At 63.3% G+C, this 25,802-nt stretch carries 27 protein-coding genes and 1 tRNA gene; 10 read left to right on the forward strand and 18 right to left on the reverse strand.

All coding sequences use genetic code 11. From position 1 onward, the window contains the following. Nucleotides 1-76: 76 nt before the first annotated feature. The 3 genes from J5M73_RS11210 to J5M73_RS11220 all read left to right on the forward strand — a co-directional run bounded on the left by J5M73_RS11210 (nucleotide 77) and on the right by J5M73_RS11220 (nucleotide 2,713). Nucleotides 77-1,081, forward strand: coding sequence for an AraC family transcriptional regulator (locus J5M73_RS11210; protein WP_207166874.1), 1,005 nt, complete (start codon nucleotides 77-79; stop codon nucleotides 1,079-1,081). A 170-nt stretch (nucleotides 1,082-1,251) separates the two neighbouring features. After that, nucleotides 1,252-1,500 carry a helix-turn-helix transcriptional regulator gene (locus J5M73_RS11215; RefSeq protein WP_102862594.1) on the forward strand — a complete coding sequence of 83 codons (249 nt, stop codon included), beginning with the start codon at nucleotides 1,252-1,254 and terminating at the stop codon, nucleotides 1,498-1,500. Then, nucleotides 1,493-2,713, forward strand: coding sequence for a type II toxin-antitoxin system HipA family toxin (locus J5M73_RS11220; RefSeq protein ID WP_207815650.1), 1,221 nt, complete (start codon nucleotides 1,493-1,495; stop codon nucleotides 2,711-2,713). Before J5M73_RS11215 ends, J5M73_RS11220 begins: the two co-directional genes overlap by 8 nt. An 11-nt stretch (nucleotides 2,714-2,724) precedes the next feature. Here the strand turns inward: J5M73_RS11220 and J5M73_RS11225 are convergent, their stop codons facing one another. Further along, entirely contained in the window at nucleotides 2,725-4,113 is a 1,389-nt protein-coding gene (locus tag J5M73_RS11225; RefSeq protein ID WP_102862592.1) for a heavy metal sensor histidine kinase, read from the reverse strand. Then, a complete protein-coding gene (locus J5M73_RS11230; protein ID WP_102862591.1) occupies nucleotides 4,100-4,780 on the reverse strand; it encodes a heavy metal response regulator transcription factor in 681 nt (226 codons plus the stop codon). The genes J5M73_RS11225 and J5M73_RS11230 overlap by 14 nt, the downstream gene beginning before the upstream one ends. Before the next feature lie 135 nt (nucleotides 4,781-4,915). On the opposite strand from J5M73_RS11230, the gene J5M73_RS11235 reads away from it, so the two are divergent. Together J5M73_RS11235 and uraH are read left to right on the forward strand one after the other, a co-directional pair. Next, a complete protein-coding gene (locus J5M73_RS11235) occupies nucleotides 4,916-5,404 on the forward strand; it encodes a heme-binding protein (RefSeq protein ID WP_207815652.1) in 489 nt (162 codons plus the stop codon). Between the two features lie 98 nt (nucleotides 5,405-5,502). Further along, nucleotides 5,503-5,913, forward strand: coding sequence for a hydroxyisourate hydrolase (gene uraH, locus J5M73_RS11240; RefSeq protein WP_102862589.1), 411 nt, complete (start codon nucleotides 5,503-5,505; stop codon nucleotides 5,911-5,913). A 55-nt stretch (nucleotides 5,914-5,968) separates the two neighbouring features. Here uraH and J5M73_RS11245 read toward each other — a convergent pair whose 3' ends face one another. Continuing rightward, a complete protein-coding gene (locus tag J5M73_RS11245; protein WP_102862588.1) occupies nucleotides 5,969-6,655 on the reverse strand; it encodes a Crp/Fnr family transcriptional regulator in 687 nt (228 codons plus the stop codon). Between the two features lie 102 nt (nucleotides 6,656-6,757). Here J5M73_RS11245 and J5M73_RS11250 point away from each other — a divergent pair, with 102 nt between their 5' ends. After that, nucleotides 6,758-7,282: an Mpo1-like protein gene (locus tag J5M73_RS11250; protein ID WP_102862587.1), complete on the forward strand. Its 525-nt coding sequence runs from the start codon at nucleotides 6,758-6,760 to the stop codon at nucleotides 7,280-7,282. A 109-nt stretch (nucleotides 7,283-7,391) separates the two neighbouring features. Here the strand turns inward: J5M73_RS11250 and J5M73_RS11255 are convergent, their stop codons facing one another. The 6 genes from J5M73_RS11255 to dibA form a co-directional block, all read right to left on the reverse strand. Beyond that, nucleotides 7,392-8,381, reverse strand: coding sequence for a sulfate ABC transporter ATP-binding protein (locus J5M73_RS11255; RefSeq protein ID WP_102862586.1), 990 nt, complete (start codon nucleotides 8,379-8,381; stop codon nucleotides 7,392-7,394). Between the two features lie 3 nt (nucleotides 8,382-8,384). Next, nucleotides 8,385-9,254: a sulfate ABC transporter permease subunit CysW gene (cysW, locus tag J5M73_RS11260; RefSeq protein WP_016968484.1), complete on the reverse strand. Its 870-nt coding sequence runs from the start codon at nucleotides 9,252-9,254 to the stop codon at nucleotides 8,385-8,387. 13 nt (nucleotides 9,255-9,267) lie between these two features. Continuing rightward, a complete protein-coding gene (gene cysT / locus J5M73_RS11265) occupies nucleotides 9,268-10,086 on the reverse strand; it encodes a sulfate ABC transporter permease subunit CysT (RefSeq protein WP_102862585.1) in 819 nt (272 codons plus the stop codon). Nucleotides 10,087-10,235: 149 nt separating this feature from the next. Further along, entirely contained in the window at nucleotides 10,236-11,246 is a 1,011-nt protein-coding gene (locus tag J5M73_RS11270) for a sulfate ABC transporter substrate-binding protein (protein WP_115581344.1), read from the reverse strand. 172 nt (nucleotides 11,247-11,418) lie between these two features. Further along, nucleotides 11,419-11,601, reverse strand: a complete 183-nt coding sequence (gene oscA / locus J5M73_RS11275; RefSeq protein ID WP_022643503.1) for a sulfur starvation response protein OscA — start codon at nucleotides 11,599-11,601, stop codon at nucleotides 11,419-11,421. 505 nt (nucleotides 11,602-12,106) lie between these two features. Further along, nucleotides 12,107-14,026, reverse strand: coding sequence for a phosphodiesterase DibA (gene dibA / locus J5M73_RS11280; protein ID WP_102862583.1), 1,920 nt, complete (start codon nucleotides 14,024-14,026; stop codon nucleotides 12,107-12,109). 146 nt (nucleotides 14,027-14,172) lie between these two features. On the opposite strand from dibA, the gene desA reads away from it, so the two are divergent. Both desA and J5M73_RS11290 read left to right on the forward strand, forming a co-directional pair. Further along, nucleotides 14,173-15,357, forward strand: coding sequence for a delta-9 fatty acid desaturase DesA (gene desA, locus J5M73_RS11285; RefSeq protein ID WP_102862582.1), 1,185 nt, complete (start codon nucleotides 14,173-14,175; stop codon nucleotides 15,355-15,357). 187 nt (nucleotides 15,358-15,544) lie between these two features. Next, nucleotides 15,545-16,537 (forward strand): sensor domain-containing diguanylate cyclase, encoded by a 993-nt coding sequence (locus tag J5M73_RS11290; protein ID WP_102862581.1) that lies wholly within the window; start codon nucleotides 15,545-15,547, stop codon nucleotides 16,535-16,537. 106 nt (nucleotides 16,538-16,643) lie between these two features. Here the strand turns inward: J5M73_RS11290 and J5M73_RS11295 are convergent, their stop codons facing one another. From J5M73_RS11295 to J5M73_RS11335, 9 genes are all read right to left on the reverse strand, one after another. Continuing rightward, a complete protein-coding gene (locus J5M73_RS11295) occupies nucleotides 16,644-17,858 on the reverse strand; it encodes a response regulator (RefSeq protein WP_102862580.1) in 1,215 nt (404 codons plus the stop codon). A gap of 142 nt (nucleotides 17,859-18,000) precedes the next feature. Then, nucleotides 18,001-19,278 (reverse strand): 4-aminobutyrate--2-oxoglutarate transaminase, encoded by a 1,278-nt coding sequence (gabT, locus tag J5M73_RS11300; protein ID WP_102862579.1) that lies wholly within the window; start codon nucleotides 19,276-19,278, stop codon nucleotides 18,001-18,003. Nucleotides 19,279-19,455: 177 nt separating this feature from the next. Continuing rightward, a complete protein-coding gene (gene gabD, locus J5M73_RS11305) occupies nucleotides 19,456-20,898 on the reverse strand; it encodes an NADP-dependent succinate-semialdehyde dehydrogenase (protein ID WP_060836957.1) in 1,443 nt (480 codons plus the stop codon). A 378-nt stretch (nucleotides 20,899-21,276) separates the two neighbouring features. Further along, entirely contained in the window at nucleotides 21,277-21,591 is a 315-nt protein-coding gene (locus J5M73_RS11310) for a RebB family R body protein (protein ID WP_102862578.1), read from the reverse strand. A gap of 55 nt (nucleotides 21,592-21,646) precedes the next feature. Further along, nucleotides 21,647-21,961 (reverse strand): RebB family R body protein, encoded by a 315-nt coding sequence (locus J5M73_RS11315; protein ID WP_011058563.1) that lies wholly within the window; start codon nucleotides 21,959-21,961, stop codon nucleotides 21,647-21,649. 112 nt (nucleotides 21,962-22,073) lie between these two features. Beyond that, nucleotides 22,074-22,601 carry a hypothetical protein gene (locus tag J5M73_RS11320; RefSeq protein WP_243433759.1) on the reverse strand — a complete coding sequence of 176 codons (528 nt, stop codon included), beginning with the start codon at nucleotides 22,599-22,601 and terminating at the stop codon, nucleotides 22,074-22,076. Nucleotides 22,602-22,770: 169 nt separating this feature from the next. Then, nucleotides 22,771-23,433, reverse strand: coding sequence for a hypothetical protein (locus J5M73_RS11325; RefSeq protein ID WP_102862576.1), 663 nt, complete (start codon nucleotides 23,431-23,433; stop codon nucleotides 22,771-22,773). A 24-nt stretch (nucleotides 23,434-23,457) separates the two neighbouring features. After that, a complete protein-coding gene (locus J5M73_RS11330; protein ID WP_011058560.1) occupies nucleotides 23,458-23,685 on the reverse strand; it encodes a RebB family R body protein in 228 nt (75 codons plus the stop codon). Between the two features lie 119 nt (nucleotides 23,686-23,804). After that, nucleotides 23,805-24,347 (reverse strand): sigma-70 family RNA polymerase sigma factor, encoded by a 543-nt coding sequence (locus tag J5M73_RS11335; RefSeq protein ID WP_162884103.1) that lies wholly within the window; start codon nucleotides 24,345-24,347, stop codon nucleotides 23,805-23,807. Nucleotides 24,348-24,535: 188 nt separating this feature from the next. Here J5M73_RS11335 and J5M73_RS11340 point away from each other — a divergent pair. Then, a tRNA-Arg gene (locus tag J5M73_RS11340) sits at nucleotides 24,536-24,612 on the forward strand. 105 nt (nucleotides 24,613-24,717) lie between these two features. Beyond that, nucleotides 24,718-25,800, forward strand: a complete 1,083-nt coding sequence (locus J5M73_RS11345) for a site-specific integrase (protein ID WP_243433760.1) — start codon at nucleotides 24,718-24,720, stop codon at nucleotides 25,798-25,800. The last annotated feature ends 2 nt before the right edge of the window (nucleotides 25,801-25,802 follow it).

The following is a 25,802-nucleotide window of genomic DNA, read 5'->3' on the forward strand; positions in this document are numbered from 1 at the left end:
GTGTGCATCCTGCCCCGAGCCCCGGCTCCGGGCGCTAGCCGTAAACGCCAACCTGTTGACCGGACGCGCCAATCGCATGACCGAAGCCACTTCCCTTGCCAGCTGGACCCGCGCCTTGCGCAAGCAACTGGACGCCCTCGACCTCGACAGCGGCGCGCTGTGCCGCGAGGCCGGACTCGACCCGCAATTGATGGACGACCCCAACGCCCGCTACCCGCTGTCGGCCACCACCCGCCTGTGGCATCTCGCCGTGCAGGCCAGCGGCGACCCGGCCATTGGCCTGCGGGTGTCGCGCTTTGTCAGCCCCACCACCTTCCATGCCCTGGGCTACGCCCTGGTGGCCAGCGGCAGCCTGCGGGAAGTCTTCGAGCGCATCGTGCGTTATCACCAGGTGGTCAGCGACGCCCTGGAACTGGCCCTGACCCGGGAAGCGGACCGCTACCGGTTCTTCCTCAAGGTGCCCGAAGGCTCGCCGCAACCGGCCTTCGAGGCCATCGACGCCTTTGCCGCGATCTACGTGCGCACCTGCCGCAACCGCCTGGGTCGCGACTACGCGCCACTCGCCGTGCAACTGCGGCGCCCCGCCCCGGAAGACCCCAGCCAATGGCACAAGGTGTTTCGTTGCCCGGTGCAATTTGCCGCAGCCGATGACTGCCTGGAATTCGGCCTGCACGATTTCGACAGCCACCTGGACGACGCCAACCCGGAACTGGCCGAGCACAACGAAGCGGTGCTCAAGCGCACCCTGTTGCAACTGCGGCCGCTGACCTGGGAGCGCAAGGTGCGCGGCGTGATCGAAGCCCAATTGCCGGAAGGCGAACCCTCCGCGGAACGCGTCGCCCAGGCCCTGCACCTGAGCCTGCGCAGCCTGCAACGGCACCTGGCGGATGAAGGCACGCGCTTCGACACCCTGCTCAACGAATGCCGGGAGAACCTCGCCCTGCTGCACCTGCGGGACCTGGAATGCTCCCTGAGCGAAATCAGCTACCTGCTGGGCTTTGCCGATGCCAGCAGCTTCAGCCGGGCGTTCAAGCGCTGGACCGGGATGACCCCGGGGCAATTTCGCGACGGTTTGCGTTGAGCCCCTGCGCCGGCCAGCCGGTTCCTACAGGTGCAGCGACGGGTGCAACCTCCACCAGTAAAAAAACCCGCGAAAAAGGCTCTGCCGATCTACACTGCACAATGCATCAAATAGGATGCATTAAATAATTTTCAGTAAAAATGCATTGCATACAATGCGGAATAAACCCCATGGAAAGCCTTGGACAACTGATCCGGACCCTGCGCAAAGAGCGCAAGCTCTCGCAGCAGGCACTGGCAGCACAATACGGCATGAGCCGCGCCACCATCTCGGGGATTGAAAACAACACCATTACCGAAATCGGCTTGCGCAAGGTCGAAGCCATTCTCAATGGTTTTGGCTACGAGCTCAGCGCCGTGCCCCGCCCCCGGCAACGCCCGACCCTGGACAGCCTGAAACAGGCGCATTTCCATGACTGAGCAACAGCGGCTGCACATCCGTGTGGCCGGCATGGCGGTGGGCACTCTCGGCCGTGGCCAGGCGCAGGCGGACTCGGTTTTCACCTACAACGACAACACCTCACCCCGCGACGCGGTCTCGCTGACCATGCCGCCACGCCTGGCGAGCTATGGCTGGGATCGAGGCCTGCCACCGGTGTTCGATATGCACCTGCCGGAAGGTTCGCTGCGTGATGAACTGCTGCGCCGTTTCAGCAAGGCGGTGCGCGGTTTCGACGACTTCGCTCTGCTATCGATCGTGGGGCCGTACCAACTGGGTCGGGTGGCCATCAGCACAACGCAATCACCCCAGGCGCCCCTGCCGGAAACCAGCCTGGAGGACCTGTTGGTGCATGACGGTGCCGAGGGACTGTTCGAGGATCTATTGGCGACCTATGGCCAGTATTCAGGCGTTTCCGGGGTGCAGCCCAAAGTCCTGATCCGCGACAGCAGCAACAGCGTCGAACGCCTGACCCATCGCGGCGCCACTCATTTGGTGAAGGCTTTCCGCGCAGATCAATACCCCCACCTGGCCGCCAACGAATTCTTCTGCATGCGTGCGGCGCTGCATGCAGGCCTGCCGGTGCCGGAGATCGAACTCAGCCAGAATGGCCAGTTCCTGGTGGTCAAACGTTTCGACCTGAGCGCCCAGGGCTACCTGGGTTTCGAGGATTTCTGCGTGCTCAACGCCTGGCCGGCGAAAGCCAAGTACGACGGCTCCTACGAAGGCGCGGCGAAACAGATCAAGGCCTTTGTCTCCCCACACCTACTGAACCGGGCCCTGGAGTCATTCTTCAAGATCGTGGCGTTGTCGGCCGGACTGAGAAATGGCGATGCCCATCTGAAGAACTTCGGCGTGCTGTACCCCGACACGGATGTGGAAGCCCCCATCAGCCTGGCACCGGCCTTTGATCTGGTGACCACGTCGGTCTACATCAAGGCGGACAGCCTGGCGCTATTGCTGGGAGGCTCCAAGGCCTGGCCCAAACGCCAGGCGCTGCTGCGCTTCGCCCGCACGGCCTGCAACCTCAGCGAAGGCCGCAGCCATGAACTGTTGCAACAGGTCGAGCACGGCATGGCGCAGGCGATGGGCGAGATGCAGGTCTATAGCGCGGCACATCCCACCTTCAAGGGCATGGCCGAGGCCATGAGCGAGGCCTGGAAAACCGGTGTGGCGCGCAGCCTGACCCGTTGATCCGGTCACCGTTAAAGAACCGCAAAACCCAGTTCGAACACCGTGGCCTGGGCATCACTGGTCACCCGCACCTGACCGCCATGCAGCAGCATGATCGAGCGCACGATGGCCAGGCCCAGGCCGCCGGAATCCCCCGGTTCGGCGCGGGAGGGGTCAACCCGGTAGAAGCGGTCGAACAACCGAGGCAGATGCTCAGGGGCAATCGCCGGGCCCTGGTTGTGCACCTGCAGCCAGCACCAGCCCGCTTCGTCGCGGCGCCGCAGGCGGATCAGCGAATCCGCGTCGGCGTGGCGCACGGCGTTGGCCAGGAGGTTGCCGAGGGCCCTTTGCAGCAGTTGCTGATCGGCCAGCAGCTCGCCGTAAAAACCGTTCTCCAGACGGATTTGCCGGTCATCGGCCAGGGCTTCGAAGTAGTCGCACAACTGCGCGCCGACGCCCGAGAGTGACAGCAGCTGGCGGTCCAGCGCCGCATCGGCCTGCTCGGCCCGGGCCAGGAACAGCAGGTTCTCGGCCATGCGTCCCAGGCGCTCGAACTCCTCCATGTTGGAGGCCAGCACTTCCTGGTACTCCGCGGCGCTACGCGGCTGGTTCAGGGCCAGGCCGTTGCTGCCCAACAGGTTGTGCAACGGCGTGCGGATTTCATGGGCCAGGTCGGCGGAGAACTGCGACAAGCGCTGAAAGCTCTCTTCCAGGCGCGCCAGCATGGCGTTCAAGGCTTGCACCGGCTCGTGGAATTCGGCCGGGATGCCGGTGGTCTGCAGGCGCCGGTCGAGGCTGCGCAGATCGATCTCGCGCACCGACTCGCTGAGCTGGCGCAGCGGCTGCAAGCCCCGACGCAATAACAGCAAGCCCAGGGCGAAGGCCAGCAAGGCCCCCAGGCCTACCGCCAGGTACAGGCGCAGGCGGTAGCTGGCGAGCATCTGCTCGCGCTCGCTGAGCACCTTCCCGGCAATCACCGTCAGGGCCTCGCCCTTGGGGCCGCTGGCCTGCCCCGCCAGCAGGGCCAGCGGAATCTGGTCGCTGCCCGGCCAGAGGAGGATGTCGCGGCGTTGCGGGCGCTGCTCACGGGCAATCGGCAGCAACTCGGGCAAGCGCTGTTGCCGGGGGTTGATGCCGATCACCGTCGAGCCATCGGCCCGCAGCACCAGCAGCAGGCTTTCCTGGTTGCCCAGCATGTTCTGGTACAGCCGGGGCCGGGCTTGCAGGGCGTCCAGGCTGTCGCTGTCCTGCAGCAGGGCGCGCACCTGTTCCAGACGTCCCAACAGGGCAAGGTCGTCGCGGTAGGCGATTTCCTCGGCCAGGGAGCGGTAGAGGAACACCCCGATCACGCTGAGCACCAGGGCGCAGACCGCGGCAAAGGCCAGGGCCAGCCGCCAGGCGATGGAACTAGAGCGCTTCATCCGGGGCTTCCAGCTGGTAGCCGACGCCACGCACGGTGTGGATCAGCTTGGGCATGTAGGGATCGTCGACCTTGGCCCGCAACCGGCGCACCGCCACTTCCACCATGTTGGTGTCGCTGTCGAAATTCAGGTTCCACACCTGGGAGGCAATCAGGGTCCGCGACAGCACTTCGCCCTGACGGCTGGCCAACAGGTGCAACAGGGCGAACTCCTTGTTGGTCAGGGCGATGCGCTGGCCACCGCGGCTGACCCGACGGCGCAGCACGTCGATCTCCAGGTCAGCGATGCTGAAGGATTCAGCCTCGCGCAGCGGCCCGCGGCGCAGCAGGGTGCGGACCCGGGCCAGCAGTTCGGCGAAGGCAAAGGGCTTGAGCAGGTAGTCGTCGGCGCCCAGCTCCAGGCCACGAACCCGGTCTTCGATGGCGTCCTTGGCGGTGAGGAACAGCACCGGCGTGGCGCCGCGCTGGCGGATCAACTGCAGCAACTGCCAACCGTTGAGGCCGGGGAGCATCACGTCGAGGATGATCAGGTCGTATTCCTGCTGCTCGATGAAATGGCGCCCGTCCAGGCCATTCAGGGCCACGTCCACGGCGAATCCGGACTCTCCCAGCCCCTTGGCCAGAAAATTCGCGGTCTTGGCTTCGTCTTCAACTACCAGCAAACGCATGGTGCACCTCGGAAATGATCGGCACAGGCTAGGCGCCCGACGCGCGCTTGCCCATTACAAACTTGTAATCCAAATGACGAGGTTCTGACGAGCACCGCTGGGTAAGGTGGCGGCCTGTCTTTCAGGAGCCTTCCCATGATCTGCAAAACCCTCGTTCTAAGCGTTGGTCTTGGCCTTGCCGGCACTGCCCTGGCGGCCCCGGAGCTTGCGCGTCACGCAGAGCTGGACCTGGCCATCGCCCGTCAGTTGGCCGACGCCAGCCTGGCCCAATGCACCGCCGTGGTGTCGGTGCTGGACCGTGGCGGCAACCTGTTGGTGACCCTGCGCGCCGATGGCGTAGGTCCGCACAACACCCTCGCCAGCCAGCGCAAGGCGTATACCGCGCTGTCCACCAAGACCCCTACCCGGCTGTTCGCAGAGCGGGCGCGCAACAACCCCGAGGCGGCCAACCTCAACACCTTGCCGGAGCTGCTGTTGCTCGGCGGCGGCATTCCCTTGTTTGCCGACAACCAGCTGGTGGGCGCGATGGGCATTGCCGGTGCGGGCGGCGCGGCGCAGGACGAGGCGTGCGCGTTACAGGCGGCACAGCGGGTGGGGTTGGCGGCCGAGGCCGGACGTCAGTGAACGGGAGAGCCGCGCCCGCGTTGTGCTAATGCGCAGCCTCGCGGGCTCGGCAGCGGCTACAGAGTCTGTTGTTTGTTCAATCGAGAAAGGAGTGGGACATGAATATTTTGCGTAATAGCCTAGCGGCCATCGGCCTCTGCGGTCTGTCGAGCCTGGCCCTGGCGGCGGGCAATCCCTTGAGCGTGCATGTGCTGAACCTGGAGAACGGCCTGCCCTCGCCAGGAGTCAAGGTGACCCTGGAGCAGCATGTGGGCCAGGACTGGAAAGCCCTGTCCAGCGGCGTGACCAACGAGCAGGGGCGGATCAGTGAGCTGTTTCCCGCTGGCCAGGCGCTGACGGCGGGTGAATACCGGGTGGTGTTCAAGACCGGCGAATACTTCAAGCAGGCCAAGCGTGACACCTTCTTCCCGGAGATTCCGGTGATCTTCGAGGTCAAGCAGACCGAGCAGCACTACCACATTCCGTTGTTGCTCAGTCCATATGGCTTCTCGACCTATCGCGGTTCGTAGGAACCCGCTGCTTACGAGGGCGGTCTTGCGGGCTCCTTCGCTGGCAAGCCAGCGCCTACAGGCCGGCCAGGGCGCGCAGGCGCTCGGTGTCGAGGATTTCGATCTCGCCGTAGCTCAAGCGCAGGATGCCCTGGTGCTGCAGGTCCTTGAGGATCTGGTTGGTGGTCTGGCGGGACAGCGAGAGCATCAGCGCCAGTTGCTCCTGGGGCAGTTGCAGCAGGCTGCGACTTTGGCTGACTTCGCCGTAGCCGCCGGCCATCGCCAGCAGGCGACTGGCCACCCGCGCCGGCGCCGGCATCAGGCTCAGTTGTTCCAGGTTGATGAAGGCCAGGCGCAGTTTGTGGCTCATCAACAGCGCGAACTGGCGCCAGTACTGCGGCTGTTGCTCCAACAGTTGCAACAAGCTCGACTGCGGCACCTGAAGCAGGGTGCAGGCACCCTCGGCGTAGGCATCGTGGGTGCGCGGCTGGCCGTCGAACAGGCAGATCTCGCCAAACCAGTGCGGCGCTTGCATCAGGCTGAGCAAGGCTTCCTTGCCCTGCTCGCTGACGGCTCCCACCCGCACCGTCCCTTCCAGCACCGCGTACAAGCCGCAGGGCGGATCGCCGCGCAGAAACAGGCATTGCCCCGGCGCCAAGCGGCGCAGGCGGGCACCGCCGAGCAAACTATTCTGTAAGGAATCCGGCAGGTGGCTGAACCACTGGCCGGTCATCAGGCAGTCACGCCATGGCTGCATGTCCATGAACAGGTTTTTTCCTCAAGGCATCGGCGTGATTGTCGCCTAGCTGACAGTGCCGTGATCGGCGGCCGGGCATGATCGGGCCACCCTAACGGAGGAACAACAATGAAAAGCCTCGTTGATCATCTGAGTCAATACGCCGCCTACCACCGCGACCCGCGCAATATCGCCAGCCACTTTATCGGCATTCCCATGATCGTTCTGGCGGTGGCGGTGCTGCTGTCCCGTCCCGCCTGGCCGCTGGCGGGCATCGTGCTGTCGCCGGCCGTGCTGCTGGCCCTGGCCTCGGCGCTGTTCTACCTGCGCCTGGAGTTGCGCCTGGGCGTGTTGATGAGTGTGCTGATGGGGCTCTCGGTGTGGGCCGGTCAGGTACTGGCGGCGCAAAGCACCGGACTCTGGTTGAGCTGCGGCCTGGGCCTGTTCGTGATCGGTTGGGTGATCCAGTTCATCGGCCATTACTACGAAGGCCGCAAGCCGGCCTTTGTCGATGATCTGTCGGGCTTGATCGTCGGCCCGCTGTTCGTGGTGGCCGAACTGGCGTTCCTGCTGGGACTGCGCCATGACTTGAAACAGGCCATCGAGCAGCGTTCGGGCCCGGTGGCCCTGCGTCAGAAGAAAGCCATGGTTTGAAGCACCCGGCGGCAAGCCGCCCCGGGGGCCCGCACGCAAACGAAAAAGCCCCCGGACCGGGCGAAGGTCCGAGGGCTGTTCGGGTCGGCAGGCGTGCGCCTGCACCGCCCTAGAGGCTGCTGTGCTTCTGCCAGACCTTGGGCTTGAAGAACAGCGTCTCGCCACGGGCCAGGCCGATCAGGCTGTCGTGGTCTTTCACCACTTCGGCCTCGATCAGTTCGCTCTGGCCTTCGACCTTGAGGGTGACCCGGGTGGTGGCGCCCAGGGGACGGATGTCGCGCACTTCGGCGGCGTGATGGTCTTCCAGTTCCGAACGCGACAGCGACACTTCGTGAGGGCGGAACAGCACGTGGTTGTCCTCCCCCAAGTGCAGGCGGTTGGAGTCACCCAGGAAGTGGTAGACGAAGTCGCTGGCCGGGTTCTCGTAGACGTCCCCCGGGGAGCCGATCTGCTCGATCACACCCTTGTTCATCACCACGATGCGGTCCGCCACTTCCATGGCTTCTTCCTGGTCGTGGGTAACGAACACCGAAGTCAGGTTGATGTCTTCGTGCAGCCGCGCCAGCCAGCGCCGCAGCTCCTTGCGCACCTTGGCGTCGAGGGCGCCGAAGGGCTCGTCCAGCAGCAGCACCTTGGGCTCCACCGCCAGGGCGCGGGCCAGGGCGATACGCTGGCGCTGGCCGCCGGACAGCTGCTCCGGGTAGCGGTCGGCGAGCCAGTCCAGCTGCACCATGTTCAGCAGCTCATGGACCTTCTCGGCGATCTTGCTCTCGCTGGGACGCTGGTGCTTGGGCTTCATGCGCAGGCCGAAGGCGACGTTGTCGAACACGCTCATGTGGCGGAACAGGGCGTAGTGCTGGAACACGAAACCGACGTTGCGATCGCGCACGTCGTGGCCGGAAACGTCCTCGCCGTGGAACACGATGCTGCCGTCGTCCGGCGTTTCCAGGCCGGCGATGATCCGCAGCAGGGTGGTCTTGCCGCAGCCGGACGGGCCCAGCAGGGCCACCAGCTCGCCGCTGTGGATATCCAGGTTGATGCTGTTGAGGGCCTTGAAGGCGTTGAAGTTCTTGCTGACGTTACGGACTTCGATCGACATGACTTATTCCTCCGCGGCGCTGGCGCGCAGGCGGTTGATTCGGGATTCGCTCCACTGCTTGAGCAGCAGGATGAACAACGCAAGGATCAGCAACAGGCTGGCGACGGCAAACGCGGCCACGTGGTTGTACTCGTTGTAGAGGATTTCCACGTGCAGCGGCAGGGTGTTGGTGACCCCGCGAATGTGCCCGGACACCACCGACACCGCGCCGAATTCGCCCATGGCCCGGGCGGTACAGAGCACCACGCCATAGATCAGGCCCCATTTGATATTGGGCACGGTGACGTGCCAGAACATCTGCCAGCCATTGGCCCCCAGCAACCTGGCGGCTTCCTCTTCCTGGGTGCCCTGCTCCTGCATCAGCGGGATCAGTTCCCGGGCGACGAAGGGCACGGTGACGAAGATGGTGGCCAGGACGATGCCCGGCAAGGCGAAGACGATCTGGATGTCGTGATCCGAAAGCCACGGGCCGAACAGGCCCTGGGCGCCGAACATCAGCACGTAGACCAGGCCGGCGATCACCGGCGACACCGAGAACGGCAGGTCGATCAGGGTCACCAGGATGCTCTTGCCACGGAACGAGTACTTGCTCACGCACCAGGCGGCGCTGACCCCGAACACCAGGTTCAGGGGCACCGAGATCAGCACCGCGATCACCGTGAGTTTCAGCGCCGACAAGGCATCGGGCTCGAAGATCGCTTCAAAGAACGCACCGATGCCCAGCTTCAGGCCCTGGGACACCACGATGAACAACGGCAGCAGCAAAAACAGGGCAAAGATCAGCCAGCCGAGGCCAATCAGCACCCGCCGCGAGGTGGCGCTGCCACGGCGGGCGGCGTTGGCCGACGAGGCGGCGATAGACGATTGAGACATGAGTCGCGCCTCCTTATGGACGTTCGATGCGCCGCTGCAGCAGGTTGATCAGCAGCAACAGGATGAAGGAAACCACCAGCATCAGCACGCCGATGGAAGTGGCGCCGGTGTAATCGTACTGGTCGAGCTTGACCATGATCAGCAGGGGCAGGATTTCGGTCTTCATCGGCATGTTGCCGGCGATGAAGATCACCGAGCCGTACTCGCCAACGCCCCGGGCGAAGGCCAGGGCAAAGCCGGTGAGCCAGGCCGGCAGCAAGGCCGGCACCAGGATGTGGCGGAACACCTGCCAGGGCTTGGCGCCCAGGCAGGCGGCGGCCTCTTCCACTTCACGGGGAATGTCCGCCAGCACCGGCTGCACCGTGCGCACCACAAATGGCAGGGTGACGAAGGTCAGCGCCAGGGTGATGCCCAGGGGCGTGTAGGCGATCTTGAAGCCCAGGTCGGTGGCGAACTGGCCCACCAGGCCGGTGGGCGCGTAGAGCGCGGTCAGGGCAATGCCGGCCACGGCGGTGGGCAGGGCGAACGGCAGGTCGATCATGGCATCGATGACCTTGCGTCCGGGGAAGCTGTAGCGCACCAGGACCCAGGCCAGCAGGGTGCCGATGACGCCGTTGATCATGGCCGCATACAGCGCGGTACCGAAGCTCAGCTTGAGCGCGGCGAGCACCCGTGGCGCCGAAATGATCGCCCAGAACTGTTCCCAGGTGAGTTGCGCGGCATGCACGAACATCGCCGCCAGGGGGATGAGCACAATCAGGCTGAGGTACACCAAGGTGTAGCCCAGCGTCAGCCCGAAGCCGGGTATGACGGGGGAGATACGACGCGACATAAAAGTCCTTGGTTAACGGAGCGGATACGCAAAGCCCGCAACTGAATGCGGGCTCTACCTGGTAGGAGCCGGCTTGCCGGCCAAGGGGCCTGCAGCCTGGTGTGGCCCTTGAGGGCGCCTTCGCTGGCAAGCCAGCTCCTACAACAGGTTTACTGGGCCGTGTAGATCTGGTCGAACACACCACCGTCGTTGAAGAATTTCGGTTGCGCAGTCTTCCAGCCGCCGAAGTCCTTGTCGATAGTCACCAGGTCAAGTTTGGGGAACTGCTGGGCGTATTTGGCGGCGACGTCCTTGTCTCGCGGACGGTAGAAGTTCTTCGCGGCGATTTCCTGGCCGGCCGGGCTGTACAGGTGCTTGAGGTAGGCCTCGGCGATCTCGGTGTTGCCTTTCTTCTCGGCGTTCTTGTCCACCACCGCCACTGGCGGCTCGGCGAGGATCGACAGCGAAGGCACGACGATGTCGAATTTGTCGGCGCCGCCGTCTTCCTTGAGGGCCAGGAAGGCTTCGTTTTCCCAGGCCAGCAGCACGTCGCCCTGACCGTTGTTGACAAAGGTGATGGTCGAGCCGCGAGCGCCGGTGTCCAGCACCGGTACGTGCTTGAACAGCTCCTTGACGTATTCCTGGGCCTTGGCCTCACTACCACCTGCCTTCAGGCCATAGGCCCAGGCAGCGAGGAAGTTCCAGCGCGCACCACCGGAGGTTTTCGGGTTGGGGGTGATCACCGAGACGTCTTTCTTGATCAGGTCGCCCCAGTCCTTGATGCCCTTGGGATTGCCCTTGCGCACCAGGAACACGATGGTCGAAGTGTAGGGCGTGCTGGCGTCGGGCAGGCGTTTTTGCCAGTCCGCCGGCAGGGTCTTGCCAAGCTTGGCGATTTCGTCGATGTCACCGGCCAGGGCCAGGGTCACCACGTCGGCGCGCAGGCCGTCGATCACCGCCCGGCCCTGTTTGCCGGAACCACCATGGGATTGCTGGATCTTCACGTTGTCGCCGGGATGCGATTGCTTCCAGAAGCTTGTGAACTCGGCGTTGTAGTCCTGGTACAGCTCGCGGGTCGGGTCGTAGGACACGTTGAGCAGCTCGTAATCCTTGGCAACGGCGGAACCGGCAAAAACGGCGCTGGCGAGGGCGGCCAGGGCATAACGGCGAATCGACGACATGATGGAGCTCCCGAAATTTTTTAAAGTGCTGGCATTTTTCTTATGGCGAATCAGGCCCGCATTCGTGGGCGAATGCTGGGGTTCAGACTGGGGGTCATGGATGACGCCCTCCGGTTGTCCAGTCGGGCCTCTCGATCACGAGAGGGTGATGCGGTCTTCGACTGCGCTGCAGTCAGCTGGGTTTGTTGCCGGGCTGTTGCAGGCGGAATTTTTCCTTGCGTTCGATCTGCACGACCTGGGCGTTGTGCACGGTGATTTCCACCGCGCCAAAGCGCAGGTCGCGCAGGGCGCTTTGAATTTCCCGCAAGATGGTTGCTTCGTCCTGGCCGTCAACGCTACGTAGAGATGCGCTCATGGTGCTGCTCCTGAGTGAAAGGTGCCTGGCAGTGGCGGCACTGCTTGCGGCGTGGGAGCAATAGTAGATAGGCGCGGATATTCTTAAAAATACTGTTTAAGAATGTTTATATAACCAGAAAAATTATTCGACCTGACAGCAGCTTAGCCCCCTGTAGCCGCTGCCGAGCCTGCGAGGCTGCGACAAGGCCGTCAGGCCTTCAGCGGTCTACAACATTTGCGCCCGCGTTGCGGTCGTTCGCAGCTTCGCAGGCTCAGCAGCGGCTACAAGGGTTGGTGGAGGCCGTTTGGTCGGCGCGCCCGTCCGGGCTGGGCCTGGGAACTCCCCTGGCCATGGCGCATTCGATCCTGTAGCCGCTGCCGAGCTTTCGCGAGGCTGCGACAAGGCCCGCAGGGCCTTGCCTGGCGATCCATAGAGGACCCCTTGACGTCCTGACATCGCCGCAACCGCTGTGTCGGAGTGGCGCCCAGCTCGTTCGCAGCCTGCGGCAGCGGCTACAGGGGTATCAGCGGATGGCGGGGGCATTGCTCCAGTCGAGCTGCTCCGCCGGCACCGGCCGGCCGAACCAGTAGCCCTGGCCCAGGTCACAGTCGTGTTCGAGCAGGAACCGCGCCTGCTCCGCTTGCTCGATACCCTCGGCGTGAACCTGCATGCCCATGCTCTGGGCCAGGGCGATGATCACCCGAGAGATCGCCGCATCGTCTTCATCGAACGGCAGGCCGGCGACAAAACCCTGGTCGATCTTGAGCTTCTGTACCGGCAGGCGCTTGAGGCGCAGCAAGGACGAGTAGCCGGTACCGAAGTCATCGATGGCCAGGCGAATGCCCAGTTCACGCAGACGGTGCATCTGCTCCAGCGCCACCTCGGGATCGTCCATGACCGCGCTTTCGGTGACCTCCAGTTCCAGGTAGGCCGGGTCCAGGCCGGTGTCGTGCAGCACCTGGGCCACCTGCTGATAGAGCTCGCTGCGCGCGAACAGACGGGTCGATACGTTCACCGCGACAAACGACAGCACCACACCTTCAGCCTGCCATTGGCACATCTGCCGGCAGGCCTGCTGCATGACCCAGGCGTCGATCTCGGCAATCATCCCGGTGCGTTCGGCAATCGGAATGAACTCCGCCGGGGACACCAGGCCGCGTTGCGGATGCTCCCAACGCACCAGGGCCTCGACGCCGATCAGGCGACTGTTCTTGAGATCGTGCACCGGCTGGTAGTAGACCCGCAGCTCCTGCTGCTCCAGGGCCCGGCGCAGTTCGAAGGCAATCTCCACCCGTTGCTGGGCATGGGCGGTGAGTTCCTCGGTGTACAGGGCATAGCCGTTGCGCCCGGCGCTCTTGGCCTTGAACAGCGCCGCATCGGCGTTGCGCAGCAGCTGGCTGGCGCTCAGGGCGTCACTGGGGAACAGACTGATGCCGATGCTGGCGTTGATCACCACCTGCTGTTCACCCAGCTGGAAGGGCTCCTTGAGGCCGTCGATGATGCGCTGCGCCAGGGCCGCGGCCTGCACCAGTTGCGGGCAGCTTTCGGCCAGCACTGCGAACTCGTCGCCTCCCAGACGCGCCAGGGTCATGCCCGGGCCGAACATGCCCCCCAGGCGCTCGCCCACGGCCTTGAGCAACTGGTCGCCGACGTTGTGGCCGAGGCTGTCGTTGATCATCTTGAAATGATCCAGGTCGATCATCAGCATCGCGCAGCCGCGCTTATGGATCTGCGCCGAGGCCAGGGCCTGTTCGGCACGATCGGTGAACAGCAGGCGGTTGGGCAGGTCGGTCAAGGGGTCGTGGTGGGCCAGGTGGGCCAGTTCGTGCTCGGAATCCTTGATTGCACTGATGTCGGAGAACACCGCGACATAGTGGGTGAGCTCGCCCTGCTCATCGCGGATCGCGCGAATGCTCTGCCATTGCGGGTAGATCTCGCCGCTCTTGCGTCGATTCCAGATTTCGCCGCTCCATTCGCCGGTTTTCTGCAGCGAGTCGAACATCGCCTTGTAGAAGTCCGGCGAATGGTGGCCGGACTTGAACAGGCTCGGCTGGCGACCCAGCACTTCTTCGCGCTGGTAGCCGGTGATCTCGATGAAGGCGCGATTGACGTGGACGATCTGGCCCTGGGTGTCGCTGACCAGCACGCCCTCGCGGGTGCAGTCGAACACTGCCGCCGCCTGGCGCAGGCGCTCGCGATCCTTCTGCTGATGGCGCAACCAGCGGTCGGCGCCCATGACTCGCAACAGGCGGGCCCGGGCAAAGAAGATCAGCACCGCGCTGACCAGTGCCCAGGCGTAGCCACTGACCTCGTGCCAGTAGGCCTGGTCGGCAAATTCATCGAAGAAACTGCTCAGTAAATAACCACTGAACTGCAGCCAGATCAGGGACAGCAGCAGATAGAGCAGCGCGGCACGCAAGCCATTGCGATAAGAAACCGACATAAGTCCGTCTATTTCCACACGAAAAGTTCGGGATTATAGAGGAAGAAACATGCCGCCACTCTTATCTGAAAGGGCGACTGGTTTTCTCCGCGGGCTTGGTGATAATGCCTGGGCTGTTTTTTTCTTTATCGAGGGCCTTATCGCCTATGTGGTACGAAGGTTTACTTGGCTTGTCCGCCTGGCAACTGGTGGCAGTCACTCTGTTGATGACCCACGTGACCATCGTTGCGGTCACGATCTATCTGCATCGCTATTCCGCGCACCGTTCCCTGGAACTCAACGCCGGCCTGAAACACTTCTTCCGCTTCTGGCTGTGGCTGACCACGGCGCAGAACACCCGCGAGTGGACCGCCATCCACCGCAAGCACCACGCCAAGTGCGAGACCGTCGACGACCCCCACAGCCCGGTGATCAAGGGCCTGTCCACGGTGCTGCGCAAGGGCGCCGAGCTGTATCGCGAAGAGGCCAAGAACCCGGAAACCCTGCGCATCTACGGCAAGAACTGCCCGGAAGACTGGATCGAGCGCAACCTCTACAGCCGCTACAAGCTGGGCGGTATCGCGCTGATGGCGGTCATCGACCTGCTGCTGTTCGGCACCATCGGCATCACCATCTGGGCGATCCAGATGATGTGGATTCCATTCTGGGCCGCCGGCGTGATCAACGGCCTGGGCCACGCCGTCGGCTACCGCAACTTCGAATGCCGCGACGCCGCCACCAACCTGGTGCCCTGGGGCATCATCGTCGGCGGCGAAGAACTGCATAACAACCATCACACCTACCCCAATTCGGCCAAGCTCTCGGTGAAGAAGTGGGAGTTCGACATGGGCTGGGCCTGGATCAAGGTCTTCAGTTTCCTGCGCCTGGCCAAGGTCCAGCGTGTAGCGCCTATCGCCCACCGGGTCGAAGGCAAGGGCCACCTGGACATGGACACTGCCATGGCCATCCTCAACAACCGGTTCCAGATCATGGCCCAGTACCGCAAGCTGGTGATCGGCCCGCTGGTGAAGCAGGAGCTGGCCAAGGTCGATCACTCGGTGCGCCACCAGTTCCATCGCGCCAAGCGCCTGCTGTCCCGGGAAACCAGCCTGCTGGAAGACCGCCACCACCTGCGCATCCAGACCATGCTGGAACACAGCCAGGCGTTGAAGGTGATCTACGAAAAGCGCCTGGCCCTGCAGCAGATCTGGGTCAAGACCAGCGCCAACGGCCACGACATGCTGGCGGCGATCAAGGACTGGGTGCACGAGGCCGAGGCCAGCGGTATCCAGTCCCTGCGGGACTTCGCCAATCAGCTGAAAACCTACTCCCTGCGTCCTACCGCAGCCTGAGCCAAAGCCCCTCGCCACAAGCCGGCGAGGGGCGACTGCGACCGTCCGGCGGGCGCGCCAAGTATCGCCGCAACGGCTGGGAACTTAGCGTCCGATCCCCTATCTCACTGAACACTTCGCCACCCAGGCGGGCTTGGTTGTGGCCGCTGTCGAACTTGGCGCGGCACGCCCTTTGAGATCTGTGCCGATGGTCAATAAGAATTCACACACTCCATCTTCGCTTCCCCAGTGGCCCGAAGCCGCGCAAACCCTGATGGCCCTGATGCATGCACAGGGCGAAGTCGCCCGCCTGACCGAGCGCGAGCAGCTGTTCAGCGCCCTGCTGGTCAGCGTCAATGCAGTGCTCTGGGCCTTCGATTGGGACAACCGCCAGGTGCTGTACGTCAGCCCGGCCTATGAACGGATCTTCGGTCGCCCGGCAGGCCTGCTGCTGGCGGACTTCAACCAGTGGCGCGACAGCATCTACCCCGACGACCTGGAATACGCCGAGCGCAGCCTGGCCCAGGTCCTGGACAGGGGCGCGGTGGAAGATCGCGAGTACCGCATCATCGATGCCCAGGGGCAGGTGCGCTGGCTCAGCGACAAATGCTTCATCAACCGCAACACCGAACCCGGGCAGCGGCTGATCGTGGTGGGCATTGCCGAAGACATCACCGAAAAGAAGCAGTTGGAAGCCGAGCTGCAACGCCTGGCCACCACTGATGTGCTGACCCAGAGCAGCAACCGCCGGCACTTCTTCGAATGCGCCAACCGCGAGTTCGAACAGGCACGCCGGCAAGGTTTACCCCTGGTCTTTCTGTTGCTGGACATCGATGACTTCAAGGTGATCAACGACACCTACGGCCATCCCGAAGGCGACATCGTTCTGCAGCGCATTGCCGAAAGCGGACGGGCTGCACTGCGTCGGGGAGACCTGTTCGGGCGCATCGGCGGTGAAGAGTTCGCGGCGGTGTTTCCCGGCTGCAGCGCGGACATGGCCCATCAGGTCGCCGAACGCCTGCAGCGCGAGATTCAGCGGCAGACCTTCAGTTGTCAGGGCCAGACCTTCAACATCACCATCAGCCAGGGGCTGAGCAGCCGGCGCCGCGAAGATGAAAGCCTCGACAGCCTGTTCGCCCGGGCCGATGCGGCGATGTACCAAGCCAAGCGCCAGGGCAAGAACCGCATCGTCAGCGGATAACCACGCGCGCCCCCATCCGTGGGAGCTGGCTTCCCAGCGAACAGGCCCTAAAGGCCCACAGCGCGGTGGCGAATGTCCTCGCCGGCGAGCCGGCGGCTAAAGAGGATCAGCCCTTGCGCAGGCGGGAAAGCTCCGGCAAGCCGACTTTCAGCAGGCGCGCCGTCTTGCTGCGGGCCACCTCCTCCACCCCTTCATGTTCGGTCAGCCGCGCCAGTTGCGCCGCCAGGTTCATCACCAGGGCTTCGCGGGAATAGACCCCTCCGCCCAACTGGTAGATCGAGGCGATCAGTTCACGCAGCTCCAGGGGCATGCGCCAGCGAGTGCGCAGCGCCGAACCATAGGCGGCACCGAAGCGCTCCAGGGCATCACCGATTTCTTCCTGCTCATCCAGTTCGCCACCGGCCTGCTTCCACTCTTGCAGACAACGCAGCAATGCCAGATCGCCCAACCGGTGCAACAGGCCCGCGCAATAGCAACGCTCCTGATCCAGGTCCAGCAGGCGGGCCAGGGTCCGACCATATTCCGCCGTGTGCAGGGACAACTCCCAGTAGCGCTCGGCATAGTCAGCCAGGGCCGGCTCGCTCAGCCGCGCGCTACGCTTGAGGGCCAGGCCCAGAATCAGGTTCATGCTCTGCCCGGTACCCAGCCGGTGCAGGGCCTGGGACAGGGTCTGTACGCCTTCACCGTTGTGTTGCGCGGCACTGTTGGCGGCGCAGATCAGCACGGCAGTGATCTGGGGATCGGTGCGGATCTCCTCCTCCAGCAGCTTGAGGTCCAGCCCGTCGGGGTTGAGGCTGCGCTTGACCGCCAATTGCACATCGGTCAGCAGCGGCGCGCCATCGGCGATCTCGCGACGGCGTTCAAGAAAGGTCCACAGGGTCATGCCCGGGGCCAGGGTCGGCACCTCGCAGGCAACCTCCTGGCCAGCATCCAGCAGCAGCCCCTGCAGGCGCTGGGTCAGGCTTTCCATGTTCAAGGGTTTGGTCAGGTAGGCCGTGGGTGCCAGAGGCAAGGCCTCGCGCACGCTGGCACTGTCGCTGCGCACGCTGAGCAGAATGAATGGCTGCAACGGGTTGCGCTTGCGCTGGCGCACGGAGCGCAGCAAGGCGAGACCGTCGATGCCCGGCAACTCCCAGTCGGCAATGATCAGGTCATAAGGTTTGGCGCTCAACAGTTCCAGGGCTTCCTGACCGTCGGCACACAGATCCAGACGCGCGTCACAGCGCACGTTGAGCAGCACTTGCTTGAGCAAATCGCGAGACCAGGGATCGGCCTCGGCAATCAGCACACGAGGTACAGCGGGTAAATCAACAGCGGTCATGCAGCACGCTCCCTAGGCAATCCTTTGCACCTTAGTCAATGCACGGGCTTCCATACAGCGCAAATCCCCTATGGACCGCCTGGGGATGAAAAAAACCCGCCGAAGCGGGTTTTTTTGTCGATCAGGTCACAGCAGCAACCACTCAGAGTTCAGCGAAGCACTCTTCGATGATGGCCAGGCCTTTATCCAGTTGCTCGTCCGGCGAGGTCAGCGGAACCAGGACCCGCAACACGTTGCCGTAGGTGCCGCAGGACAGCAGGATCAGCCCCTTGTCGCGAGCCTTGGCCACGACCTGAGCCACAGCAGCGGCGTTCGGCTTGTGGCTGTCGCCGTTCTCGAACAGTTCCACCGCGATCATCGCGCCCAGGGCGCGCACTTCGCCGATCACCGGGTACTTGGCCTGGATGGCCTTGAGGCCGGTCACCAGACGCTCGCCCACCGCCTTGCAGCGATCGAGCAGGTGCTCTTCTTCGAACACTTCCATCACCGCCAGAGCGGCGGCACAGGCGATCGGGCTACCGGCGTAGGTGCCGCCCAGGCCGCCTGGAGCGATGGCGTCCATGTATTCGGCCTTGCCGCAGACACCGGCCAGCGGGAAGCCGCCAGCGATGGATTTGGCGAAGGTGGTCAGGTCGGCGGCAACACCCATCTGTTCCATGGCGAAGAAGGTGCCGGTACGGCCCGCGCCGGTCTGCACTTCGTCGGCGATCAGCAGGATGCCGTGCTGATCGCACAGGGCGCGCAGGCGCTTCATGAACTCTTTGGGCGCGACGTAGAAACCGCCTTCGCCTTGCACCGGCTCAATGATGATGGCAGCGATATCACGTGGCTCAGCGTCATTTTTGAAGATGCGCTCGATGCTGGCGATGGAGTCGTCGATGCTCACGCCATGCAGTTCGTTGGGGTACAGCGCACGGAAGATACCGCCTGGCATCAGACCCATGCCGGCCGAGTAAGGCACGACTTTACCGGTCAGGCCCAGGGTCATCATGGTGCGGCCATGGTAGGCGCCAGTGAAGGCGATCACGCCGGCGCGGCCAGTGGCGGCACGGGCGATCTTCACGGCGTTTTCCACGGCTTCGGAACCGGTGGTCACCAGCAGGGTTTTCTTGGCGAAGTCACCCGGAACCTTGGCGTTGATTTTCTCGCACAGCTCCACGTAAGGCTCGTAGGCCAGAACCTGGAAGCACGTGTGGGTCAGCTTGTTCAACTGCTCGGTCACCGCGGCGATGATTTTCGGGTGCACGTGACCGGTGTTCAGTACCGCGATACCGCCGGCGAAGTCGATGAACTCGCGGCCTTCAACGTCGGTGACGGTGGCGTTCTTCGCGCTGTCGGCGAAGATCGGGTGAATCTGGCCAACACCGCGTGGTACAGCGGCTTCACGGCGTTTCATCAAGGATGCGTTGGTCTTGCTCATAGTGTCCTCATTCACCGCTGCTACAGCGGTGTGATTCAAGGGTTGCGGGGCGGGGAAGCGCCTGCGACAGCATGCGATGATCGACTGCCGGAGCGGTCCCGGGCCACCTTGAAAAAGTGCGTTTTTAAAGCGGCGCCAGGGGACAGCGCTCTCGTGCCCCCGGCGCTTGAAACCGGATCAGATACCCAGGCAGAGGTATTTGATTTCCAGGTAATCCTCGATCCCGTACTTGGAACCTTCGCGGCCCAGGCCCGAAGCCTTGATGCCACCGAACGGCGCCACTTCGTTGGAGATCAGGCCGGTGTTGACCCCGACCATGCCGTATTCCAGGGCCTCGGCCACACGGAACACACGCCCCAGGTCGCGGGCGTAGAAGTACGACGCCAGGCCGAACTCGGTGTCGTTGGACATGGCGATGACTTCGGCTTCGTCTTTGAAGCGGAACAGCGGCGCCAGCGGGCCGAAGGTTTCTTCCTTGGCCACGGCCGCGTCTTTCGGTACGTTGACCAGGATGGTCGGCTCAAAGAAGTTGCCTTCCATCGGCTTGCCACCGGCCAGCAGGGTCGCGCCTTTTTTCAGGGCGTCGGCGATGTGTTCCTGGACCTTGGCTACGGCTTTTTCATCGATCAGCGGGCCGGTGGTGGTGCCTTCTTCCAGACCGTTGCCGATCTTCAGCTTGGCCACGGCCACTTTCAGCTTCTCGGCGAAGGCGTCGTAGACCGAATCCTGGATGTACAGGCGGTTGGCGCAGACGCAGGTCTGACCGTTGTTGCGGTACTTGGAGATGATCGCGCCTTCGACGGCCTTATCCAGGTCGGCGTCGTCGAACACGATGAACGGCGCGTTGCCGCCCAGTTCCAGGGAAACTTTCTTGATGTCCTTGGCGCATTCGGCCATCAGCTGGCGACCGATTTCGGTGGAGCCGGTGAACGACAGCTTGCGCACGATCGGGTTGCTGGTCAGCTCGCCGCCGATGTCGCCGGCACTGCCGGTGACCACGCTGAGCACGCCTTTCGGAATCCCGGCGCGGTGCGCCAGTTCCACCAGGGCCAGGGCCGAGAACGGGGTTTGCGAAGCGGGCTTGATGACCATGGTGCAACCGGCGGCCAGGGCCGGGCCGGCTTTACGGGTGATCATCGCCGCCGGGAAGTTCCACGGGGTGATGGCGGCGGTCACGCCGATCGGCTGCTTGATCACGATCAGGCGCTTGTCCGGCTGATGGCCCGGGATCACGTCACCATAGATGCGCTTGGCTTCTTCGGCGAACCATTCGATGAAGGAGGCGGCGTAAGCGATTTCGCCCTTGGCTTCGGCCAGCGGCTTGCCCTGCTCCAGGGTCATCAGGCGACCCAGGTCGTCCTGGTTTTCGATCAGCAATTCATACCAGCGGCGCAGCTTGGTGGCGCGCTCCTTGGCGGTCAGGGCACGCCAGGCCGGCAGGGCCTTGTCGGCGGCTTCGATGGCGCGGCGGGTTTCGGCGGCGCCCATCTTGGGTACGGTACCGAGGATTTCACCGGTAGCGGGGTTGTTGACCTTGATCGTCTGACCGTTGTCCGCGTCAACCCAAGCTCCATCGATGAAGGCTTGTTGGCGGAACAACTGGGCGTCTTTGAGCTGCATGTCGGCTTCCTTAACAGCACCGCGCATACGCGGGGCGAATTGTGATTGTAAAAAAGGCGCCCTGTCAGGCATGGACCGCGCTGGCGCGTCTGCAAGCCCTGGACAAAGCTGCCGTCAGGAAAATCGTTCACTGGGTAAAAGCACGAAAATGTCGCACACAAGGATAGACATGCGCTTGGGCACCCAGGCAAGAGCGTTTGAAATCTCAAACGAATCCTAGGGTCAACAGGGGTAAAGGACAATAGGCTGTTCGAAAAAAAGAACGTAAACGTCCTTCAGGTTAAAAATTTCAGATCAGCGTCACTCGCAACCGCCGAAAAGACAACGCCCCCGGGGCCTGCAGACCGCGGGGGCGTTGGCGTGACGCCAGGGAAAGGATCAGCTACTGAACGACTTGAGCACCGTCAACAGGCTGGTGAGGTTGTCGGCCACGCCGCCCTGGGCGACTTTCTCGGTGGCTGCCGCTCCGGCGGTGGTGTCGACGCTGTAGATCTGCATCACGCCCTGGTTGGTGGCCGCCTGGGCCAGGGTGTTTTGCTGCTGCTGGGCCGACACCGAGTTCTGGAACAGGATGGCCACGGACTGGCCCATGGACTGGTAGACGGTGCCCATCGCCATGGCCGGTGCTTCGGCAACGACCTTGACGTTGGTCTGGGTCACGGCATCGGTGATTTGCGGACTGACTGTGCTCATAAAAACTCCATTTTTTCAGCAGGAAAGTTCAACGGGAAATCAGGCGCTCAGCCACTCAGCTCTGGAAGGACTTGAGCACCGTCAGCAGGCTGGTGAGGTTGTCGGAGACCCCGCCCTGGGCAACCTTCTCGGTGGCGGCGGCGCCGGCGGTGGTGTCGACGCTGTAGATCTGCATCACGCCCTGGTTGGTCGCGGCCTGGGCCAGGGTGTTTTGCTGCTGCTGCGCCGAGACCGAGTTCTGGAACAGGATCGCGGTGGCCTGGGCCATGGATTGGTAGATGGTGCCCATCGCCATGGCCGGCGCTTCGGCGACGACTTTGACGTTGGTCTGGGTGACGGCATCGGTGATTTGTTCGTTTACAAGTGGCATGGCTCAACTTCCTTTGTTAGTACACGGAGCATTCCGTGTCTTTGAGTGAACGTGGCAGCCGTTTTGCTGTGAACTGCCAGGCCTGGGACCCTCGGCTTATTTCAGGGGGGGCTTATTGCCCCGCAGCGGCGAGCACCTGCTTGAGGGTGTCCTCGACCTTCTGCGACAACTCGGCCATGCGCGCCTCGACGGCGGCTTTCACCTCCTGCTGCACCAGGGCGCTGATCGTTGCCTTGAGGGCTGGATCGTCGGCAGGGGCCAGGGCGGGAGTGGGTGTGGCGGCCGCGGCCTTGTCCGAACTCGGCGCTGCTGCCGGTTCCGATACGGCACTCGGCGCAGCAGTGGCGGCTGCGGCCTGGCTCTCGGCCACCGCCTGCAGTTGACGCAGCACCAGTTCGCGCGCCTGGGGATCGGCCCGATCGACGCCGACACCCGACAACTGCTCGATGATCTTGCGCGTGCGCTGCTCATCGGCCTCTATCAGCTCGACGGCCCGCTGCCGCGCCTGATCAACGCTCTGTTGCGCGGACTTGGACATGTCCAGCGGCTTGTTTTGGACAAACGCCTCCAGCACCTGGCGCTCGACCTGGGTCAATGGACGATTCAGATACTTCTCGGCAAAGAGAAGTATCGTCGCCATCGGGGTTTGCTCTTCATTCGCCATTGCATGCTCCTTGTTGATGAATGGCGTTGAAGGGCTGGGCACCGGGTCCGTCGAACTTCAACGCCTGGGGTGAACAGAGCGGCCGGCGAACGCCGGCGCCTCTTGCACGACGGCCCCGAGCGCCTTGCGCGCCCGAGGGTCGGACTCAGGAAGACGACGATCGATTGGCCAGAGTGGCGCTGTACTTGGCGATGCTGGCGTCGATCTTGTCGATGGCCATGCCGGCTGCCTCCGCTTCCATCGCCCCCGCCGCAGCCGCCACAGCAGCGGCCGCACCGACCATCAGGTCGGTGGCCAGCACGCCCAGGGCATCCTCGGCGGCGCCCTTGACGTTCTCTTTGACGATGTTCTCGGTCATCTGCTTGAGCAGCACCGCCTGGGCCGCCAGGGCCAGCTTGCTGACCCCGTCGAAATACCCCGCCGCCGACTGCGCCACCAGACCGGCGGCCTGGCTGATCATCATGTCCGGCGCGGCAGCGATCTGCGCCGGGGCATAGCTGAACGTCTGGGCATTGGTGAACTGCACCGCCTGGACGATCTGGCTGTTGAGCGCATCAGTGCTGTCGGTGCTGGGGCTGCCGGCCTGCTTGAGCAAATGGGCGTTCATCGTCTCCATCACCGAAGGCCGCGCGGCGGCGGACGGCGGTGATGGCGCAGACTCGGCCGCCGCATCGGTGCCGGGCGACGTGGGCTCGCTGGGCGCCGCCTGCGGCTCGGCCGTTTCCGCACCCGGACTGGGGCCGGCCGCCGCGCTCGCAGTGTCATCGGCCGCGGCTGCGGGTGGGGTTTTCTTCTTGAACCATGCCATGACGATTCTCCTGGGCGATCAGCCCTATTCGCCGATCGCCATGATCAACGCCACGGCCTTGGACACCACCGCGTTAGAGATCTGGTTCAGCGCCTGCTGGCTGTTGACCGCGTTCTGCAACGACAGGCCCGCCGAGTGGCTGGCCACCTGATACAACGAGGCGATGGCCTGGGCCGGGGCTTCGGCCACCACCTTGACGTTGGTCTGGGTCACGGCATCGGTGATCTGCGAGTTGACCATTGGATCGGGCATACATCTCTCCTTAGATGGAATGGCCCACCGCAGAAGGCGGCGGCACCGGCTACAGCGTCGAAAACAGGCTCACTGAACAAGAACGTCCCGGCGCACCCGCTGTGAATCCTGCCACACCCTCAACGCAGGGCCTCGCGCAACAATTGCACGTGCTTGCGCGCCAGGGGCTGGTTCATTCCCAGCTCGGCGGCGATGTTCGGGTAGGGCAGATCGTCGACAAACTTCAGTTCAAACAAGCGGCGTTTTTTAAAGGGCAATTGCGCCACCCGCCGACTGAGCAGGGCCAGGGTTTCCAGCAGTTCCACCTGCTCCAGCACCGACATCTGCGGCGCCTCCAGCTGCTGCAGCGGGTCGTCCTCGAAATCGGCGAAATCCACGAACAGACGCTGCTCCCGCGCCCGCCGCCGACAGCTGTCGACAAACACATGATCGAGCACCAGGAACAGAAAACCCTGGGGATCGCGAATCCGCTCCGGCGAACGGCGAAAGAACAGCAGCGCCTTGATCGCCGTGGCCGCCAGCCACTCCTGGGCGCCATCGGCGTTACCCCGCGCCAATTGCCGGGCGCGGCGCTGCAACCCGGGCAGCACCGCCTTCCAGCTGGCCTCGAACAGATGATCCGCCAACGCTGTCGGCAGGCCCTCTTGCATCAAACAGTTCATTTCCCGCACCTCCCTGTGCCCCGTGACTGCACGGATATGGCTGCAGGTTGCGCTGGGCCGACCGGCCGATGCAGCGGGAAAAACTGCCACTACGGCCCGGGTTTCCGGGGATTGCGCCGGGCGGTGGAAAAGGGATGCAAGCCGGCGTGGACGCTTCGAGTCGACATAGGTATGATGTCGCCCGCACTGCATCCGTAGCTCAGCTGGATAGAGTACTGCCCTCCGAAGGCAGGGGTCGTGGGTTCGAATCCCGCCGGGTGCACCATCTTCTTTCCCTTGTATTCCAAGGGGATAGCGCTCCTGACAGAAACCTGTCCTAGTCCTGAAAGTCGTTTTTGCCACAAATTTGCCACACTTGAACGTGGCGGGAATGGTCGAAATGGCAACAATCAGGAATCGCGGCGAGTATCAGTGGGAAGCGCAAATCCGTCGTAAGGGCTATCCAGCTCAAAGAAAAACCTTCGAAACCAAAGCAGATGCCCAAGCCTGGGCGCGCATGATCGAAAGCGAAATCGACCGAGGCATTTTTGTCTCTCGTGTCGAGGCTGAACGCACCGCCTTTCATCGACTCATTGATCGCTATATCTCCGAGATCGCTCCGAAGCATAAAGGTGCGTATTCGGAAATCAAACGCCTGGAAGCGCTCAAGCGTCATCCGCTGGCTACGCGCATAGTTGCCACCCTCACCTCTTCCGATTTTGCTCGTTATCGTGATGAGCGCCTGAAGATCCGCAAGGGCAATACGGTCAAACGTGAGCTGGCTTTGTTTCAGTGCGTGATTGAGGTCGCTCGTCGGGAATGGGGAATTCATCTTGCCGAGAACCCGGTCAGGATGGTTAGCCGTCCCAGCTATAACGACGAACGCTCACGGCGGCTGGACCCGATTGAGGAGCAATACGTTCTCAGAGCCTTGGAGCTTCGAGAGCGTCGTGCTGATGGGACCTACGCCGATGCCTCTCACAATCCCTGGATACGGCCCATCGTCCAACTCGCAATTGAGACCGCCATGCGCCGTGGCGAGATATTCGAGTTGCGCTGGAAGCATGTGAATCTGGATCGTAAAACCGCACATCTTCCAGCGACCAAGAACGGGCTACCAAGAACTGTTCCACTCTCCCCGAGAGCTATTCAGCTGCTAAAGGATTTGCCGCGCTCACTTTGCGGCAGAGTCTTCCCCACCACTGCAGACGCCCTCAAGAAGGCCTTCACACGCGGTTTGGAGCGAGCAAGGACGAAATACTTAGGAGATTGCGAACGCGCCCTGGTAACGCCCCAGGAAGACTTTCTGCTCAACCTGCGTTTCCACGACCTACGCCATGAGGCCACCTGCCGGCTTGCGACCAAGCTGCCAAACCTAATCGAGCTTGCCAGCGTGACGGGACATCGTGAGGTGAACATGTTGAAGCGTTACTACAACATCACCGCAGAGGAACTCGCGGCGAAGCTAGCTTGATG

The organism is Pseudomonas sp. 50_B (genome assembly GCF_017491625.1).
GTDB lineage: Bacteria > Pseudomonadota > Gammaproteobacteria > Pseudomonadales > Pseudomonadaceae > Aquipseudomonas > Aquipseudomonas danubii.

Excerpts from the sequence above, each read along its gene's own strand:
- J5M73_RS11210 (WP_207166874.1), top strand. The coding sequence starts at position 77 with ATGACCGAAGCCACTTCCCTTGCCAGCTGGACCCGCGCCTTGCGCAAG.
- J5M73_RS11215 (WP_102862594.1), top strand. The coding sequence starts at position 1,252 with ATGGAAAGCCTTGGACAACTGATCCGGACCCTGCGCAAAGAGCGCAAG.
- J5M73_RS11220 (WP_207815650.1), top strand. The coding sequence starts at position 1,493 with ATGACTGAGCAACAGCGGCTGCACATCCGTGTGGCCGGCATGGCGGTG.
- J5M73_RS11225 (WP_102862592.1), bottom strand. The coding sequence starts at position 4,113 with ATGAAGCGCTCTAGTTCCATCGCCTGGCGGCTGGCCCTGGCCTTTGCC.
- J5M73_RS11230 (WP_102862591.1), bottom strand. The coding sequence starts at position 4,780 with ATGCGTTTGCTGGTAGTTGAAGACGAAGCCAAGACCGCGAATTTTCTG.
- J5M73_RS11235 (WP_207815652.1), top strand. The coding sequence starts at position 4,916 with ATGATCTGCAAAACCCTCGTTCTAAGCGTTGGTCTTGGCCTTGCCGGC.
- uraH (WP_102862589.1), top strand. The coding sequence starts at position 5,503 with ATGAATATTTTGCGTAATAGCCTAGCGGCCATCGGCCTCTGCGGTCTG.
- J5M73_RS11245 (WP_102862588.1), bottom strand. The coding sequence starts at position 6,655 with ATGGACATGCAGCCATGGCGTGACTGCCTGATGACCGGCCAGTGGTTC.
- J5M73_RS11250 (WP_102862587.1), top strand. The coding sequence starts at position 6,758 with ATGAAAAGCCTCGTTGATCATCTGAGTCAATACGCCGCCTACCACCGC.
- J5M73_RS11255 (WP_102862586.1), bottom strand. The coding sequence starts at position 8,381 with ATGTCGATCGAAGTCCGTAACGTCAGCAAGAACTTCAACGCCTTCAAG.
- cysW (WP_016968484.1), bottom strand. The coding sequence starts at position 9,254 with ATGTCTCAATCGTCTATCGCCGCCTCGTCGGCCAACGCCGCCCGCCGT.
- cysT (WP_102862585.1), bottom strand. The coding sequence starts at position 10,086 with ATGTCGCGTCGTATCTCCCCCGTCATACCCGGCTTCGGGCTGACGCTG.
- J5M73_RS11270 (WP_115581344.1), bottom strand. The coding sequence starts at position 11,246 with ATGTCGTCGATTCGCCGTTATGCCCTGGCCGCCCTCGCCAGCGCCGTT.
- oscA (WP_022643503.1), bottom strand. The coding sequence starts at position 11,601 with ATGAGCGCATCTCTACGTAGCGTTGACGGCCAGGACGAAGCAACCATC.
- dibA (WP_102862583.1), bottom strand. The coding sequence starts at position 14,026 with ATGTCGGTTTCTTATCGCAATGGCTTGCGTGCCGCGCTGCTCTATCTG.
- desA (WP_102862582.1), top strand. The coding sequence starts at position 14,173 with ATGTGGTACGAAGGTTTACTTGGCTTGTCCGCCTGGCAACTGGTGGCA.
- J5M73_RS11290 (WP_102862581.1), top strand. The coding sequence starts at position 15,545 with ATGGTCAATAAGAATTCACACACTCCATCTTCGCTTCCCCAGTGGCCC.
- J5M73_RS11295 (WP_102862580.1), bottom strand. The coding sequence starts at position 17,858 with ATGACCGCTGTTGATTTACCCGCTGTACCTCGTGTGCTGATTGCCGAG.
- gabT (WP_102862579.1), bottom strand. The coding sequence starts at position 19,278 with ATGAGCAAGACCAACGCATCCTTGATGAAACGCCGTGAAGCCGCTGTA.
- gabD (WP_060836957.1), bottom strand. The coding sequence starts at position 20,898 with ATGCAGCTCAAAGACGCCCAGTTGTTCCGCCAACAAGCCTTCATCGAT.
- J5M73_RS11310 (WP_102862578.1), bottom strand. The coding sequence starts at position 21,591 with ATGAGCACAGTCAGTCCGCAAATCACCGATGCCGTGACCCAGACCAAC.
- J5M73_RS11315 (WP_011058563.1), bottom strand. The coding sequence starts at position 21,961 with ATGCCACTTGTAAACGAACAAATCACCGATGCCGTCACCCAGACCAAC.
- J5M73_RS11320 (WP_243433759.1), bottom strand. The coding sequence starts at position 22,601 with ATGGCGACGATACTTCTCTTTGCCGAGAAGTATCTGAATCGTCCATTG.
- J5M73_RS11325 (WP_102862576.1), bottom strand. The coding sequence starts at position 23,433 with ATGGCATGGTTCAAGAAGAAAACCCCACCCGCAGCCGCGGCCGATGAC.
- J5M73_RS11330 (WP_011058560.1), bottom strand. The coding sequence starts at position 23,685 with ATGCCCGATCCAATGGTCAACTCGCAGATCACCGATGCCGTGACCCAG.
- J5M73_RS11335 (WP_162884103.1), bottom strand. The coding sequence starts at position 24,347 with ATGAACTGTTTGATGCAAGAGGGCCTGCCGACAGCGTTGGCGGATCAT.
- J5M73_RS11345 (WP_243433760.1), top strand. The coding sequence starts at position 24,718 with ATGGTCGAAATGGCAACAATCAGGAATCGCGGCGAGTATCAGTGGGAA.